Annotated in this window: 10 protein-coding genes; 7 read left to right on the top strand and 3 right to left on the bottom strand. The window is 47.0% G+C overall.

The genetic code is table 11. From position 1 onward, the window contains the following. Positions 1-25 precede the first annotated feature (25 nt). Entirely contained in the window at positions 26-688 is a 663-nt protein-coding gene (locus QUA07_RS08775; protein WP_333324185.1) for a Uma2 family endonuclease, read from the bottom strand. Between the two features lie 166 nt (positions 689-854). Continuing rightward, a complete protein-coding gene (locus QUA07_RS08770; RefSeq protein WP_190731698.1) occupies positions 855-1,118 on the bottom strand; it encodes a hypothetical protein in 264 nt (87 codons plus the stop codon). 215 nt (positions 1,119-1,333) lie between these two features. Here QUA07_RS08770 and QUA07_RS08765 point away from each other — a divergent pair, with 215 nt between their 5' ends. Genes QUA07_RS08765 through QUA07_RS08755 form a run of 3 tightly spaced genes read left to right on the top strand, consistent with a single transcriptional unit; the run spans position 1,334 to position 3,772 of the window. After that, positions 1,334-1,576, top strand: a complete 243-nt coding sequence (locus QUA07_RS08765; RefSeq protein WP_333324182.1) for a helix-turn-helix transcriptional regulator — start codon at positions 1,334-1,336, stop codon at positions 1,574-1,576. Further along, positions 1,530-2,312 (top strand): restriction endonuclease, encoded by a 783-nt coding sequence (locus tag QUA07_RS08760; RefSeq protein ID WP_333324180.1) that lies wholly within the window; start codon positions 1,530-1,532, stop codon positions 2,310-2,312. Before QUA07_RS08765 ends, QUA07_RS08760 begins: the two co-directional genes overlap by 47 nt. Then, positions 2,309-3,772 (top strand): class I SAM-dependent methyltransferase, encoded by a 1,464-nt coding sequence (locus QUA07_RS08755; protein ID WP_333324178.1) that lies wholly within the window; start codon positions 2,309-2,311, stop codon positions 3,770-3,772. The genes QUA07_RS08760 and QUA07_RS08755 overlap by 4 nt, the downstream gene beginning before the upstream one ends. Positions 3,773-4,019: 247 nt before the next feature. Here the strand turns inward: QUA07_RS08755 and QUA07_RS08750 are convergent, their stop codons facing one another. After that, positions 4,020-5,258: an LL-diaminopimelate aminotransferase gene (locus tag QUA07_RS08750; RefSeq protein ID WP_333324176.1), complete on the bottom strand. Its 1,239-nt coding sequence runs from the start codon at positions 5,256-5,258 to the stop codon at positions 4,020-4,022. 262 nt (positions 5,259-5,520) lie between these two features. Between QUA07_RS08750 and QUA07_RS08745 the strand changes: the two genes are divergently transcribed. From QUA07_RS08745 to QUA07_RS08730, 4 genes are all read left to right on the top strand, one after another. Further along, on the top strand, positions 5,521-6,612 hold the full coding sequence (locus tag QUA07_RS08745; RefSeq protein WP_333324174.1) for a hypothetical protein: 1,092 nt from the start codon (positions 5,521-5,523) through the stop codon (positions 6,610-6,612). A gap of 240 nt (positions 6,613-6,852) precedes the next feature. Beyond that, complete coding sequence (locus tag QUA07_RS08740) at positions 6,853-8,607, top strand: DUF3352 domain-containing protein (protein ID WP_333324172.1); 1,755 nt, start codon at positions 6,853-6,855, stop codon at positions 8,605-8,607. 1,207 nt (positions 8,608-9,814) lie between these two features. Further along, positions 9,815-13,906 carry a CHAT domain-containing protein gene (locus QUA07_RS08735; protein ID WP_333324170.1) on the top strand — a complete coding sequence of 1,364 codons (4,092 nt, stop codon included), beginning with the start codon at positions 9,815-9,817 and terminating at the stop codon, positions 13,904-13,906. Next, the gene (locus QUA07_RS08730; protein WP_333324168.1) at positions 13,906-14,112 is read left to right on the top strand and encodes a hypothetical protein; all 207 of its coding nucleotides are present in this window, start codon (positions 13,906-13,908) and stop codon (positions 14,110-14,112) included. Before QUA07_RS08735 ends, QUA07_RS08730 begins: the two co-directional genes overlap by 1 nt. Positions 14,113-14,232 lie beyond the last annotated feature (120 nt).

The following is a 14,232-nucleotide window of genomic DNA, read 5'->3' as shown; positions in this document are numbered from 1 at the left end:
GAAGTGCGTAACGTGTCCTACGAGTTTAGCCGTTAGCGAAGCCCTCGGAGAGGATCGCACTTTCAAATTCTTCTAGCGCTTGACAACTTCCTACCTGCAAAGCACGTTCCACTGTAGCAGGAATCATCTGGGCGATCGCGATTTCTGGAAAATTCGGACTCATATCCGATTCTACATACTCTCCATCTTGCAGCAAATAAATGAGAAGTCCGCCGCTGTCGTAAACCCATACTTCTAGAACTCCAATAATTTTATAGGCATCGATCTTAGTTTTAGAAGTAACATCCGTCTCAATTGCCAAATCCGGCGGCGGATCGTCCGGTAAAAGTCGGCGCCGATTAATCATCCGCTGATAATTTAGAATATAAAAGCAAGCATCAGGTTCAACTCCTGCTGCACCTTCCCGCTTGAAAGTAGTAGAACCAAAGGGTTCATATCTTCTGCCCGCTGACTTGAGTAAAATTTTTACAATATCGGAAATTAAATCTTTCGGAATTTCCCGATCTAGTAAGGGAACCATGATTTCTAAGGTACTCTTGCTGTAGGCAATTCTAGTTCTTCGTTTTTCCCCTAATTCCTGCAAAATCGACTCAAATTCCAGCAAACTTATATTGGGAATAGTTACGACACTACCGGGAGTAAGCTCGATATGGCTAACAGGTTTGAGCACGGGGGTGATAACAATCATAAGCTGAATTGCGAGCTAGTTGTTAAGTTTGTGCTAAGGGCAGGCAGGATGCCTACCCCACAAGAGTTTTTGGATATATCTGTTGAGTTTAGCACGGGCAACGAGAAGAGATTCGCGATCGCACTTTTGACTCAATTCTAGAAACATCGATCGCACATTTATGACTTCATTGCAGGCGGATTAATTTGACTAACAGACTCATGATTTCTCCCTGATCGGGTGTAATAATGATGCGATTGTCGGGAATGGCGATCGGATGAGTCCAACGAACAGCTTCCTCGTAGCGCAATGCGTGCAGTTGGTGGATAGTTCGCCGTACCCCCAGCGGCGAACCGATGATGACGTGACGGACTGCTTCGCGATCGGCCTCAAAGGTTTGGTTGGTTAAAACATTGGGCGATGTTTGGTTCGACGATGAATCTTGCAACATAGCTTTGACTAATAATTTTGGATAGGTTTGATGCTTTGTAACGGTAAAACCGCGTACAATAACAAGTTGAAGAAAAGACAGCAATTCCCCTACAGCACAAGTGGCTTAACTGGTGCTGTCTAATCTCTATTAGGTTAACTCTAAAGTAATTTAGGGTAGATGTCAATTATTTTAGGCACACCCCAAATAAATTAATATAACTTAACTAATAGCCTATGGAAACCTCAGAAAGAGCCGATCGATCGCCCCTAATGCGACTGAGAGTTCAGCGGTTTATGACTCAAAAGCAGCTAGCAGAAGCACTTGGCGTTACGGAAGCGACGGTAAGCAACTGGGAAGCTGGGCGATCCGTACCGAAGCTAACGCCTGTTCAATACAAGAAGTTGTTAAAGATTTTGCAAATTACTTCCGATGAATTACCAGACCAATTTGGTTTTCCCAGCGATGGCGATCGATAGAATATTAAGAGTGGCAAATAATAATGATACTGTTTACCTTCTCAGCCAATTAAAAATGTGGTGGTTCATCAAAATGACAACTCTGACCGTAGAAATTCTTTGTTCTGAGGCGGCAATATTTTCAGCAGCCGAGTCTCAACACCCGGAACCTCTGCTTTACGGAATCACAGACGGAAAGGCTGTTGGAACATATTTGGAGCAAAAGTTCAGACTCTATCTCAAGCAGCAATATGAATTTATAGATGGCAATTCAGCAAGCGGCATCGATTTCCCAGGGCTATTGGTTGACGTGAAGGTAACAAGTGTTAGGCAACCGCAGTCGTCATGTCCTTTCAAATCTGCAAGGCAAAAGATTTTTGGGCTGGGATATTCACTGATTATCTTTGTTTACGAAAAGAGAGACAACAGTACCATCCGAACTGCAACGCTGAATATTTTGCATACAATTTACGTTAGTGCCGAAAGAACAGCAGATTTTCAAATGACCCGTGGAATTCGCTATATTTTAGATAACGAAGGCAATAAAGATGATTTGCTTGCTTTCATGTTTGACAAAAATCTACCTGTTGACGAAATTGAAGCAGGTAACATTGCAGACGAAATACTGAGAAACCCACCCTTGCAAGGTTTTTTGACCATTTCTAATGCGTTGCAATGGCGACTTCAGTATGGAAGGGTCATTGAGCGTGCCGGACAACAGGAAGGTGTTATCGCAGTTTATAAATCTAACCAATGAGTTCTAACAATCGCAAAACCAAACTAGAATACGGCGATTTTCAGACACCGCCGGCATTAGCCGAGATGGTATGTCGAAAATTAGTAGAACTTAATGTCAATCCTGGCACCATAATTGAGCCGACGTGCGGTATCGGTAATTTTATTCAAGCTGCTGCACGTTCGTTTCCATCCGCCGCCAAAATTATCGGGGTTGAAATAAATCAAAATTACTTAAAAGAAGTCAGACTAAATAAGCAATTATTTCAGGATGAGAGATGCGATATTTGGCACGGAGATTTCTTTAATTTTGATTGGAAATCATTAGTCGATCGGTGTAGCACTCGACTGCTTGTACTCGGCAACTTTCCGTGGGTGACAAACTCGCAACAAGGAACTATTGGTAGCGAAAATTTACCTAAAAAAAACAATTTTCAAAATCACAGTGGCTTAGATGCTCTCACAGGTAAGAGTAACTTCGATATCTCAGAATGGATGCTGATTCAGGCGGTGCAATGGCTGCAAAAGCGCGATGCCGATCTAGCGATGCTTTGCAAGACTTCGACTGCTAGAAAGTTATTGAATTACCTTCACTCTCAAAAACTCAATCTCGCTAACTGTGCAACTTACAAAATAGATGCTAAAAAATATTTTTATGCAAATGTTGATGCTTGTTTGTTAGTCTGCCAATTTGATGCTCATTCGCGAAACTACTTCTGCGATGTATTTAGCAGTTTAGAAACTTCAGACTGTCACCGAATTGGATATCACAACAATCTCTTGGTTAAGGATATAAATTCTTTCAGTAAATTGAGTAATTTATATGCTGTGAATTCAGGAACCAAATGGCGATCGGGTGTAAAGCACGACTGTTCTAACGTGATGGAGTTTCGCAAAATAGACAATTATTTTGTAAATACATTCGGAGAAGTTGTCGATATTGAGGACACTTATCTGTTTCCGCTCATCAAAGGCTCTGGTGTTGCTCAAAATCGAATTAATGCTACCGATCGATATATGCTCATTACTCAAAAATTTATCGGGGAGTCAACTGAAAATATCAAAAAAATAGCTCCTAAAACCGGGCGCTATCTGGAGGATTGCGGGCAATATTTAGATAATCGAAAAAGCAAAATTTATCAAAACAACCCTCGATTTTCGATTTTTGGAGTTGGCGATTATACCTTCAAACTTTGGAAAATTGCGATTTGCGGGCTTTATAAAAAACTGGATTTTAGGTTAATCGGTGAAATAGCTGATAAACCTGTGGTTTTTGATGATACTGTTTACTTTCTCGGCTTTGACGACGAGGGAGTTGCGCGTCAAACTTTTGAGCTTTTGAATTCACCGGCGGCGATTAACTTTTATTCAGCGATCGTATTTTGGGATGAAAAGCGCCCGATTAAATCCAGTATTTTAAATTGTCTGAATCTGGCACTACTGGCAGATTGGGAGTTTGTAACCGCAGATGCACGCAGATAAACGCAGATGGATAGAGATATAATTTATATTATCAGTAATTCTGAAAACCTATAATTCTAACTTTACCCAAGCTCGTAAACTTCGAGGAATTTGTGGAGTGGCTGCCTGAAAATTAGGCAGTAAGCTGATTATAACTCACATTTTTCAGCATTTGCATGAACAGGCAAGATGCCTGTTCCAGAAGAGATCAATTTTCTTGTGGAGTGGGCCGAAGAGCCCGCCCCAAAAAGACTTATCTCTCGCGCTTTTACACCTTAAACTTCTCCACAATCCGTCTCATCGCTTCCTCCACATTCTCCCGACTATTAAACGCCGAAATGCGGAAATAACCCTCACCCGCCGCACCAAAACCAGAACCCGGAGTTCCCACCACATTGCAAGTTTCCAGCAACTTCTGAAAGAAATCCCAACTCGACAAACCGTGAGGCGTTTTCACCCACACATAAGGTGCATTTTCGCCACCAAAAACCTCGATTCCCGCCGCTGTCAATTTTTCGCGAATAATCGCAGCATTTTCCATGTAAAAATTGACTAAAGCCTGAATCTGTGCCTTGCCAGCCTCAGAATAAACCGCTTCAGCACCGCGCTGCACGATGTAAGAAACTCCGTTAAACTTAGTAGATTGGCGGCGGTTCCACAGCTTCCAAATTTCGACATCGGAACCATCTGCTGCTTTTCCAGTCAAAGTCTTCGGTACAACTGTTAGCGCACAGCGAGTACCCGTAAAACCAGCATTTTTGGAAAAAGAACGAAATTCGATCGCACAATCCCGCGCCCCTTCAATTTCGTAGATAGAATGCGGTAAACTCGGATCGGTAATATAGGCTTCGTAAGCCGCATCGAAGAAAATAATCGAACCGTTAGCTTTAGCATAATTTACCCAAGCTTGCAAGTGTTCCTTAGTTGCAGTTGCCCCGGTCGGGTTATTCGGAAAACACAAGTAAATTAAATCGACTTTTTTGTCGGTGGGAATTTGGGCAGTAAAATTGTTTTCCGCTGTAATTGGCAGGTAAACTAAGCCGCCGTATTCGCCATTTTCGTTCGCATCTCCCGTGTGTCCGGCCATCACGTTAGTGTCTACATACACCGGATAAACTGGATCGGTAACTGCGATCGTGTTATTGTTGCCAAAGATATCGAGAATATTGCCACAATCGCACTTAGAACCATCAGAAATAAAGATTTCCGAAGCATCAACATCGCATCCCCGCGACTTAAAATCGTGCTCGGCAATTTTCTCCCGCAGCCACTCATAACCTTGTTCCGGGCCGTATCCTTTAAAGCTATCCCGCGAACCCATGTCTTCCACCGCCTTCACCATCGCCTCCCGACAAGCAGCCGGTAGCGGTTCCGTTACGTCGCCAATCCCCAGCCGGATGATGGGCGCTTCGGGATTCGCCTCTGCATAGGCTTTCACCCTGCGCCCAATTTCGGGAAACAGGTAGCCGGCTTTGAGTTTGAGGTAGTTGTCGTTGATAGTTGCCATAGTTCGATCGCTACAAATGTCGTAGAATAGCTTACTCCCAATTGTCTCTCTCCAGAAGCAGGAAGTTTGGCAACCGATGCTGTAAAGGATTTAACCGAGGTGACGGAGGATGTTCACGGAAGAGGAAGATTTTCCCCACTCGGACACTCAAACACTCCGATACTCAGCCATTACAGGCAATATTCGCAGTTGCTGACGGGCCATTGACCAAAAAATCAAACTATCTTGTATAATCAGAATAGTGTGCAGTGCAGAAACCATTATGGACGAGATCGAGTACGCGAAACTCTATCAGGAACTGGCGGCAATTCTGAATGAGTTTAATTTAGGTTGGGTAGTTCAACAAGTAGCGGATACTGTAGAGATAGGCAAAGTAATTGAAGAGCGATCGCTCAAAAGAAAAACACCTCTGCTCAAGATAGAAGATTATACCGCAAAAGAACAACTTTTGCTGTTAATTAATGCTGTCGAACAAGCGACGGTCAACACTTCCGAAATGGAAGACGAAATTGCTTATTTCTTGAAAGTAGAATCAGAAACCTCACCCCTCGGCACAAAAATTACCTTTGCCAATTCAGGTGCCGAAACTGCGAAAACAATCGAGTTTACCTCCAGCGTCACAGCCCCCCGTCACAAACAGGCGATCGCCCTCAAGCACTTGCTGGAAAAACTGCCCTCCGGGCCCAGCAACTACGCCATCAATTCCGAAATTAAAAGCAAATTAAAAAGCTCGATCGATCCCGATTTTAACACAGCGGCAGAACAAGCCAGAATTTTTGACACTTACCTCTTCACTATTTTGCTAAAAGCAGTTGCTAATGAAGGCGGTACTATTTATTACAACAATGTTTTAGACGACGAAACACCGAAATATTTAACATTTAGAAAAACAGCGGGAAAAATCCACGGAACGGCACATCCATACACTCATGCTGTTGTGGAATTTCCCGATAAACCAGCCCTGGAAGTTCACCTAGGAGTAAAAGTCCAAGGTAGAGCCGGAGTTTTGCACAACTGCAACGTGTTAATTTTGTACCAAAAAGAAGCAAATATCTGTCGATTACTCAACCGCGAACCTCGGCACTCGCAGGTGATTTTAGCAGTAAAATCGGAACACAGCACCTCAGAACTTAAACTAGAAATGGCCGGTGCTTTTATCGGCTTAGCGTCAGATATTCGCTACGAAGGTGGCAGCTATTTCATTTCTAACAGTTACTCCCAACCCGTAGCAAAACTACTAACTACCGCTCGCAAAAAATGGGAACTCAACATTTTTCCGAGAGCCACAAACGATGTCCACCGCATGATGTACTCGTTTCAAACTATCTTTAAAGACTTTAAAGCCAGAAACTGATTCAATTAATCAGGACTAAGGCCAAGTGTCACAAAAGTCTTGCTACATTTTTTGTGTTAGGTTTCGTTTTACGAGCCTAACCTACTGTCTGATTCAAGTAAGGACTGTTTTTCTGGTTGTTCCCGGAGGGGTAAATTCGAGTTTCCTAAATTTGCCCGGTTAAATGTATCTGCTAATGTATCTGCTACATGAGCCAAGAAAATAATCTATCATGTTGCGAGCACCCGAACCTTACGAATAATGTTTAAGAAAGATAAATCTTCCCTGCTGTTTACGATCGGAGCCGCCACACTTCTGATCGGTTTAGGCTTTGTCACCTACTACCTCGTCATTTCCCGTGGGCCCGCCAAAGATTTGCCGCCGGGGGCAACGGTTGTCCCGCAAGATACGATGATGGCCCTATCCATCACCACCGATGAATCGCAGTGGAATAGACTGCGAGAGTTTGGCACACCGGAGTCAAAAGCTTCATTTGAGAGGTTTTTAACGGAAATGCGCGATCGCCTCCTCACAAGCAACGGCTACGCCTACCAGCAAGACATTCAACCCTGGGTGGGTAACACAGCAATGGTAGCCTTTCTCCGCAACAAAATAGCTATACCAGCCCCCTCGCCGGCACCCAACGCGCCCCCATCTCCGCCAATTCAACAGTCAGTGGCAATTATCCTGCCAATTGCCAACCCGATCAAAGCCAAAGAATTATTAGCAAAATCCAGACCCCTCAGCCAAGGAAAAATAGTTGAGCGTAATTATAAAGGTGTGCAAGTCACAGAAACTCAAGGCGTACCCGATCGCAATTTCTCAGTCGCGGTACTCGGCACAAGCTATCTAGCAGTCACCACAGATCCTAGCGCTACAGACAGAATAATCGACACCTACAAAGGCGAACCTTCCCTAGCAAAAACCCCTGGCTATGCAGACGCCATAGACAAAATAAAAAGTCCGGGCGCCTTCGGTCAAATCTACGTCAATATGCCCGTTGCCACCGCCTATGCCGCCGCCAACTCAGCCCGTGAAATTTCGCCAGAAAGCCTCGAAAAACTGCAACAAAATCAGGGATTTGCCACCACAGCGACGCTGGATGTAGAAGGAATTGCCTTCAAATCAGTCTCTTGGCTAAAACCAGATTCTACCAGAAGGATAGCAGTAGAAAACAATGCTCTAAAAATGGTTAACCGCCTGCCAAACAATACAATAATGATGGTATCCGGTGGCAACTTGCAGCGTTTGTGGCAAGACTACGTATTAGGAGCCGAGGCAAACCCGATTTCCCCGATTAATCCCCAAGTTTTACGCACAGGTTTAAAATCCACTACCGGCATGGATTTAGATAAAGACTTAATGAACTGGATGGCGGGAGAATTTTCTTTATCATTAATACCAGCGCCCGCCCAGAATCCCAGAGACAAATTTGCTGCCGGATTTGTATTTATGGTGGAAACAAATAACCAGGGCGCCGCGAACAAATCCCTGAAACAGCTTGATGAAACCATGAAAAGTAAAGGATTTAGAGTGGAGGAAATTCAAGTCGGCGGCAAACCGGCGATTAAATGGACATCGCCGTTTGGAGGGATTACGGTAACTCGCGGCTGGATGAACAATGTAGCGTTTATGACAGTAGGAGCTCCCGTGGTTGATGCGATCGTTCCGGCACCGAAAAGTCCGCTTTTAAGCAGCGAATTGTTCCAGAAAACAGTACGATCGGAACTTAAACCCCACAACGGCAATTTCTTCATGGACACCGAGAGTGCGTTTAACCCGAAAAACCTAGCTTTGCCGGAGTTTCCTCCCAACCAAAAAATGTGGATAGACGCCACGCGGTCGATCGGCGTTACAGCGGCCGTCATTGGCGATCGTACCACCCGTTATGACGCTTTTGTCGGTCTCAAAAAATCCACCCCATCCACTCCTTCTGCAAATCCTTCACCGCGCCCTGCTTCACCGCGCTCTGCTTCACCCAGTCCCTCGCCCACTGTCCAAACTTCACCCAATTAACTCTTAAATCCTGCCACAAATCCGCCTGCACACCCCCTTAAATACCAACAGGGCGATCGATTAAAACCGAAAAGCAGCAGCTCAAAATCGGCAATAGTGGAGTTGACTGCAAGAAGGAAATAGAGTCGGATTTAAGGAGTTTTACTTCACAAAACCTCACACAAATAAACCCAAAAGCCCGGTTTTTTAAATAAACCGGGTTTCTGAACACTCTAACAATTTGACTTACTGAAGAACAATTCAGCAGCCAGAATCCAGAAGGGATTCTGTGCGACAGGATCGAGAATCGAGGTTTAAAGCCCCGATTTTAATCGTGGATCACAAAAATTCTTTCCGTGACCCTTAACTCTCACTTCAGGCAGGGGGTATTCTACCTTCTGAATTCTGTCTTTTGACTCCTTCTCATTTCTTCTTTCCATAATTTTAATTTTCGGCAAGCGTATAGTATTTTTTCTTGTGTATAAAATATTTTGGGATGTTTCCCGGTCAGTCTTGGACGCAGAAACCTAGTTTTTGAACCCCCATCCTTCCTTCAGACTATCAATAATATTTAAAAAACCGGGTTTCTAGGCGTCGGATAGCCTCTAGAAAGGCCGTTTTTGTTATGTTTTATTAATATGTCATGCGGAAGATACAGAGCCTAGGCATTTCAAGTTATATTTAGAATGTGGAGAAGATACTCTGAGAAAATTGCAAAAGCAGAGGCCAATTCTACCCATTGACTCCTAAATGCACTTGCAGTCAGGAACCCGGTTGCTTCATAAATATAGCGTCTTCAACTGTTCCGAAAAACCTATGCAGATATTGGCATTCCTAGTCAGCACCTGTACAAGATCGGAACCTGCCGTCAAGCGTCTTAACTGACCAGTTTCATCTGGTCATAACACCGTGATGTAAACACCAGCATTATGCAGTGTCGAAGGCGATTAAGGAACGAGTAAACAGGTTGATAAAGCGTATCGCTTTCCTAACAAGGGAACGTGAACATTTACCAGGTCAAGCTTACTTAGCAATAAAACTCACAGAATAACTCACTAATACCCCCTCTGAAAATGAGGGGTGGATTTCCAATCTTCTACGCACATTGACCAGACACAGCACAGATGTGCAGATATTTAGTGACACAGCCGTCAACCCAAGTTTTTTCTAAAAAGCCGATTTCTTTACCTAATTTCTGTGATTTATATATTTTACCCATTAAAAACCTATGAAAACCGTCAAAAATATTCAAAAAACGTCGAAATTTCTATTAAAAGCAAGAATAAGCAAACTGGCAGTTGCTCTGCAAATAGTCTTAATAAATCTTTACTTTTGGCAAGCAAAAGCCGAAGGTCAAACAATTGTTCCAGCGGCGGACGCAACGGGTACTACCGTCACTCCCGCAGCGCAAAACGGAACTCCTGGGCAGCCAACTCGCTTCGATATTGAAGGCGGACAATTATCGAGCGATCGACAAAATCTTTTCCACAGCTTTACAGAATTCGGCTTATCGGAAAATCAGATTGCCAACTTTATATCAAACCCCAACATTCGCAACATTTTAGCGGGCATAGGCGGCGGCAACCCCTCGATTATTAACGGCTTAATTCAAGTAACCGGCGGCAATTCTAACTTGTTTCTGATGAATCCATCCGGCATCATATTTGGCAACAGTGCCAGCTTAAACGTGCCGGCTTCTTTCACAGCAACCACCGCCACCGCTATTGGATTTGGTTCAAACTCGTTTAACGCTGTCGGTAGTAGCACCTACACATCTCTGACAGGCGCGCCCAATTCTTTTACTTTTGGGGCCGCTCAAGCAGGGGCAATTATCAGCACGGCAAACTTAGCAGTCAAGTCAGGGCAGAACTTAACCTTGCTCGGCGGCACAGTTGTCAGCACCGGCAGCGTTTCGGCCCCAGACGGTCAACTTACCGTAGCATCAGTCTCCGGGACAAATTTAGTGCGCGTCAGCCAGCGAGGCAATTTGCTGAGTTTGGAAATCGAGCCGCCCTCAGCGACGAGCCCAGGAACAGCGCCAACAGCTTCGACATTCTCGATCGCATCCTTGCCCGAACTGCTCACCGGCATTGGTGAAACAAACGCTACAGGCATCAGCGTCAATGCCAGCGGTGAAGTGGTACTCACGGCCTCTAACCGAGCAGTAGCTGCGGGGGACGTGGCACTAAAAGATGCAAACGCTCAGGCGATCGACATTCAAGCAGCCAACACCATTACAGTCAGCGGAAACCTGACAAGTTCCCAAGGTGGCCAAATCGCCCTACAAGCTAGTGGCGACATTCGCACTGTCGATCTCGACTCCCATTCCGACACCACCGCAGGCGGCAACATCACCGTCACCAGCCGTACCGGAAAAGTAGAAACAGGCAATATCAAGGCAGGGTCGATCGACAAAAACAGCAACGCCGGAGACGTTAGTATTGCATCACCCTCAAGCAGCATTCAAACAGGGTTCATAGACGCCAACTCCCAAGAAAAACAAGGTGGCGAAGTCACCCTCAACGCCCGCAACGACATCGAAGTAACCCATATCAACACCGAAGGCCTAACAGGCGGAGGAAAGATTGACATTACAGCCGGCGGTAATTTCCGAGCGACAGGCACTTTCACAAACGATAACAACTGCTTGTCGCAAGCTTGCAGCATTTCCGCATCCACCACTGGTAGCGCCAATGGTGGAGATATCACCATTCGCCACGGTGGCGAAGCCTCGAACACTTTTTTCAGCATCGGGCGAGACTATAACAGAGTCAACGGTACTGCTGGCAGTATTGCCACCGGCGGTCCAAAGAAGGAAAATGTGATTACACAGGGAAGTTATTTCAGCCCCGATCCTCAGATAGTACAGCCGACCCAAATTAACATTACGGCTTCTTCAGTATCGCCAGCACCGACACCCGCACCAGCACCGACACCAGCACCAACACCCGCACCAACACCCGCACCAACACCAGCACCAACACCAGCACCAACACCAGCACCAACACCAGCACCAACACCAGCACCAACACCCGCACCAACACCCGCACCAGCGCCCGCACCAGCACCAGCTCCTGAACCCGCACCCGCACCTGAACCCGCACCCGCACCCGCACCCGCGCCCGCACCTGAACCCGCACCCGCACCTGAACCCGCACCCGCACCTGAACCCGCACCCGCACCCGCACCTGAACCCGCACCCGCACCCGCACCCGCACCAGCACCCGCTCCTGAACCCGCGCCCGCACCAGCACCCGCGCCCGCACCAGCACCCGCGCCCGCACCTGAACCCGCACCAGCACCAGCACCAGCACCCGCACCAGTACCCGCACCCGCGCCGACTCCCCCACAAGCATTCCTACCAACTCCAGCACCCGCACCAGCACCAGCGCCTGCTCCTGTACCAGCGCCAGCGCCCGCACCAGCACCCGCACCAGCACCAGCGCCTGCTCCTGTACCAGCGCCAGCGCCTGCACCAGCACCCGCACCAGCGCCTGCCCCTGTACCAGCGCCAGCGCCCGCACCAGCACCAGCACCCGCGCCCGCTCCTGTACCAGCGCCTGTACCAGCGCCTGCTCCTGTACCAGCGCCTGCTCCTGTACCAGCGCCTGCTCCTGTACCAGCACCCGCACCAGCTCCTATACCAGCGCCTGCTCCTGTACCAGCACCCGCACCAGCTCCTATACCAGCGCCCGCACCAGTACCCGCACCCGCACCAGCACCAGTACCCGCACCCGCACCAGCACCAGCGCCCGCACCAGCGCCCGCACCAGCGCCGACTCCCCCGCGATCATCCCTACCAACTCCAGCACCAGCGCCAGCACCAACAATTACTCAAAATCCAGTGGTTGCGCCTGCTGCTGCGCCGATAAATCTCGCACCGATACCGACACCGGAGCTCGCTGCCAACCAGCCACCCAGCACAAATCGTTTATTTTCGCCCAGCTTGCAAGAGCAAAACCAGATATCTAATTCCTTGCAACAGCGCATTTCACCTCCCGCGTTTGGGAATCTTGACGCTTCCAAGTTGCCAACTAACGTCGATGCCGTTATTTTTCCTGTGGAGGAGAGATTTACCAGGGAGTTTGCCGATTACCTAAGTTTGCCATCAACAAATGCGATCGCCACCCTAGAAGATGCCCAAAATACCCTTCGCAGTGTCCAACAAGCCACAGGCATCAAACCAGCTCTCATTTATATCAGCTTTGTACCCAGGGGTTCTACAGTCGATCGGCCTTACAGCAGTTCGTCCATCTTGCGTGTAGAACAGCAAATTCAAGCCTCTGACGAACTGGAAATGATGGTGATCACCCCGGAAGGTGTGCCCGTTCGCCAGCGCATCCCTGGAACCTCTCGCGCCCAGGTAATGGAAGCTGTTCGGAAATTTCGCGATGAACTCACTAATCCGGTAAAGCGCAAGACTACAAGTTATTTGCCCTTGGCTCAGCAACTTTACCAGTGGATGGTAGCGCCGCTCGAAGCAGAACTGCAAGCCAAAGGCATTGAGAATTTATCTTTTATCTCAGATATGGGGTTGCGATCGATACCGATGGGTGCGCTGCACGACGGTAAAGGCTTTCTGGTAGAGCGTTACAGTGTTGGATCGATGCCGAGTCTGAGTTTGACAGATACCAGCGCCACCAATTTCAAAAATACCCAAGTTCTGGCAATGGGGGCGTCGCAATTTGCAGATATGAGTCCTTTGCCCGCGGCGGAAATAGAAGTATCGACCATCACCCCGCAGCAGTGGCCGGGCAAGTCTTTCTTGAATGAAGCTTTTACCCTGGCTAATTTGAAATCGCAGCGCCAGCAGTATCCTTTTGGGATGATTCACTTGGCTACTCACGCCGAATTTCGATCGGGAGACCCCAGCCAATCCTTTATTCAGTTGTGGGATACTAAACTGCGTTTAAATCAGTTACGACAAATGGGATGGCACAGCCCGCAAGTGGAAATGTTAGTTTTGAGCGCTTGCAGGACTGCTGTGGGCGATCGAGAGGCCGAGTTGGGCTTTGGCGGGTTAGCCGTGCAAGCCGGGGTTAAATCGGCTATGGCGACTCTTTGGTATGTCAGCGACGAGGGCAGTTTGGGATTGATGGCGGAGTTTTACGGGCAGTTAAAAACTGCTCCGATTAAAGCAGAAGCACTGCGGCAAGCGCAATTAGCGATGTTGCGCCAAGAGGTGCGAATTGAAGGGGGGATGCTACACACTTCTGTTGGCAATCTGCCACTACCCCCGGAATTGGCAAACGTGGGGAGTCAGAATTTTTCTCATCCTTATTATTGGTCTGCTTTTAGAATGATTGGTAATCCTTGGTAATGAGGTTTGTTTTAGTCGATCGATTGTTTGCTAATTGTGCGACAGTTCGATCGGCTGCGTTGGGGAATATGGGTATAATCGATCGCAATTTAGAGCGCTCTTTCGGCGTTGGTGCGATCGTTTCATACCTGCATTCAGGAACGCCCGCCGCTCATCTAATTAAAGATATGCCACAATCTGAAGAGCCTGTTTGTAACTTTATTTAAATAAAGTGCGATCGCCTCTTGACAGGTTATAGTATTATACCTAGAGTCATAATTAAACAGTGCGGCTGTCAGCCCTCTATCAGTTGCGACTCAAATATGTTAACTAGGATACATATTCAT

Source organism: Microcoleus sp. T3_A4, from assembly GCF_036700465.1.
Lineage (GTDB): Bacteria > Cyanobacteriota > Cyanobacteriia > Cyanobacteriales > Microcoleaceae > Microcoleus.
Note: the sequence above shows the minus strand (reverse complement) of the source record. Positions and strands in the feature narration are given on the sequence as shown.

Coding starts and splice junctions, on each gene's coding strand:
- QUA07_RS08775 (WP_333324185.1), bottom strand. CDS start 688: ATGATTGTTATCACCCCCGTGCTCAAACCTGTTAGCCATATCGAGCTT.
- QUA07_RS08770 (WP_190731698.1), bottom strand. CDS start 1,118: ATGTTGCAAGATTCATCGTCGAACCAAACATCGCCCAATGTTTTAACC.
- QUA07_RS08765 (WP_333324182.1), top strand. CDS start 1,334: ATGGAAACCTCAGAAAGAGCCGATCGATCGCCCCTAATGCGACTGAGA.
- QUA07_RS08760 (WP_333324180.1), top strand. CDS start 1,530: ATGAATTACCAGACCAATTTGGTTTTCCCAGCGATGGCGATCGATAGA.
- QUA07_RS08755 (WP_333324178.1), top strand. CDS start 2,309: ATGAGTTCTAACAATCGCAAAACCAAACTAGAATACGGCGATTTTCAG.
- QUA07_RS08750 (WP_333324176.1), bottom strand. CDS start 5,258: ATGGCAACTATCAACGACAACTACCTCAAACTCAAAGCCGGCTACCTG.
- QUA07_RS08745 (WP_333324174.1), top strand. CDS start 5,521: ATGGACGAGATCGAGTACGCGAAACTCTATCAGGAACTGGCGGCAATT.
- QUA07_RS08740 (WP_333324172.1), top strand. CDS start 6,853: ATGTTTAAGAAAGATAAATCTTCCCTGCTGTTTACGATCGGAGCCGCC.
- QUA07_RS08735 (WP_333324170.1), top strand. CDS start 9,815: ATGAAAACCGTCAAAAATATTCAAAAAACGTCGAAATTTCTATTAAAA.
- QUA07_RS08730 (WP_333324168.1), top strand. CDS start 13,906: ATGAGGTTTGTTTTAGTCGATCGATTGTTTGCTAATTGTGCGACAGTT.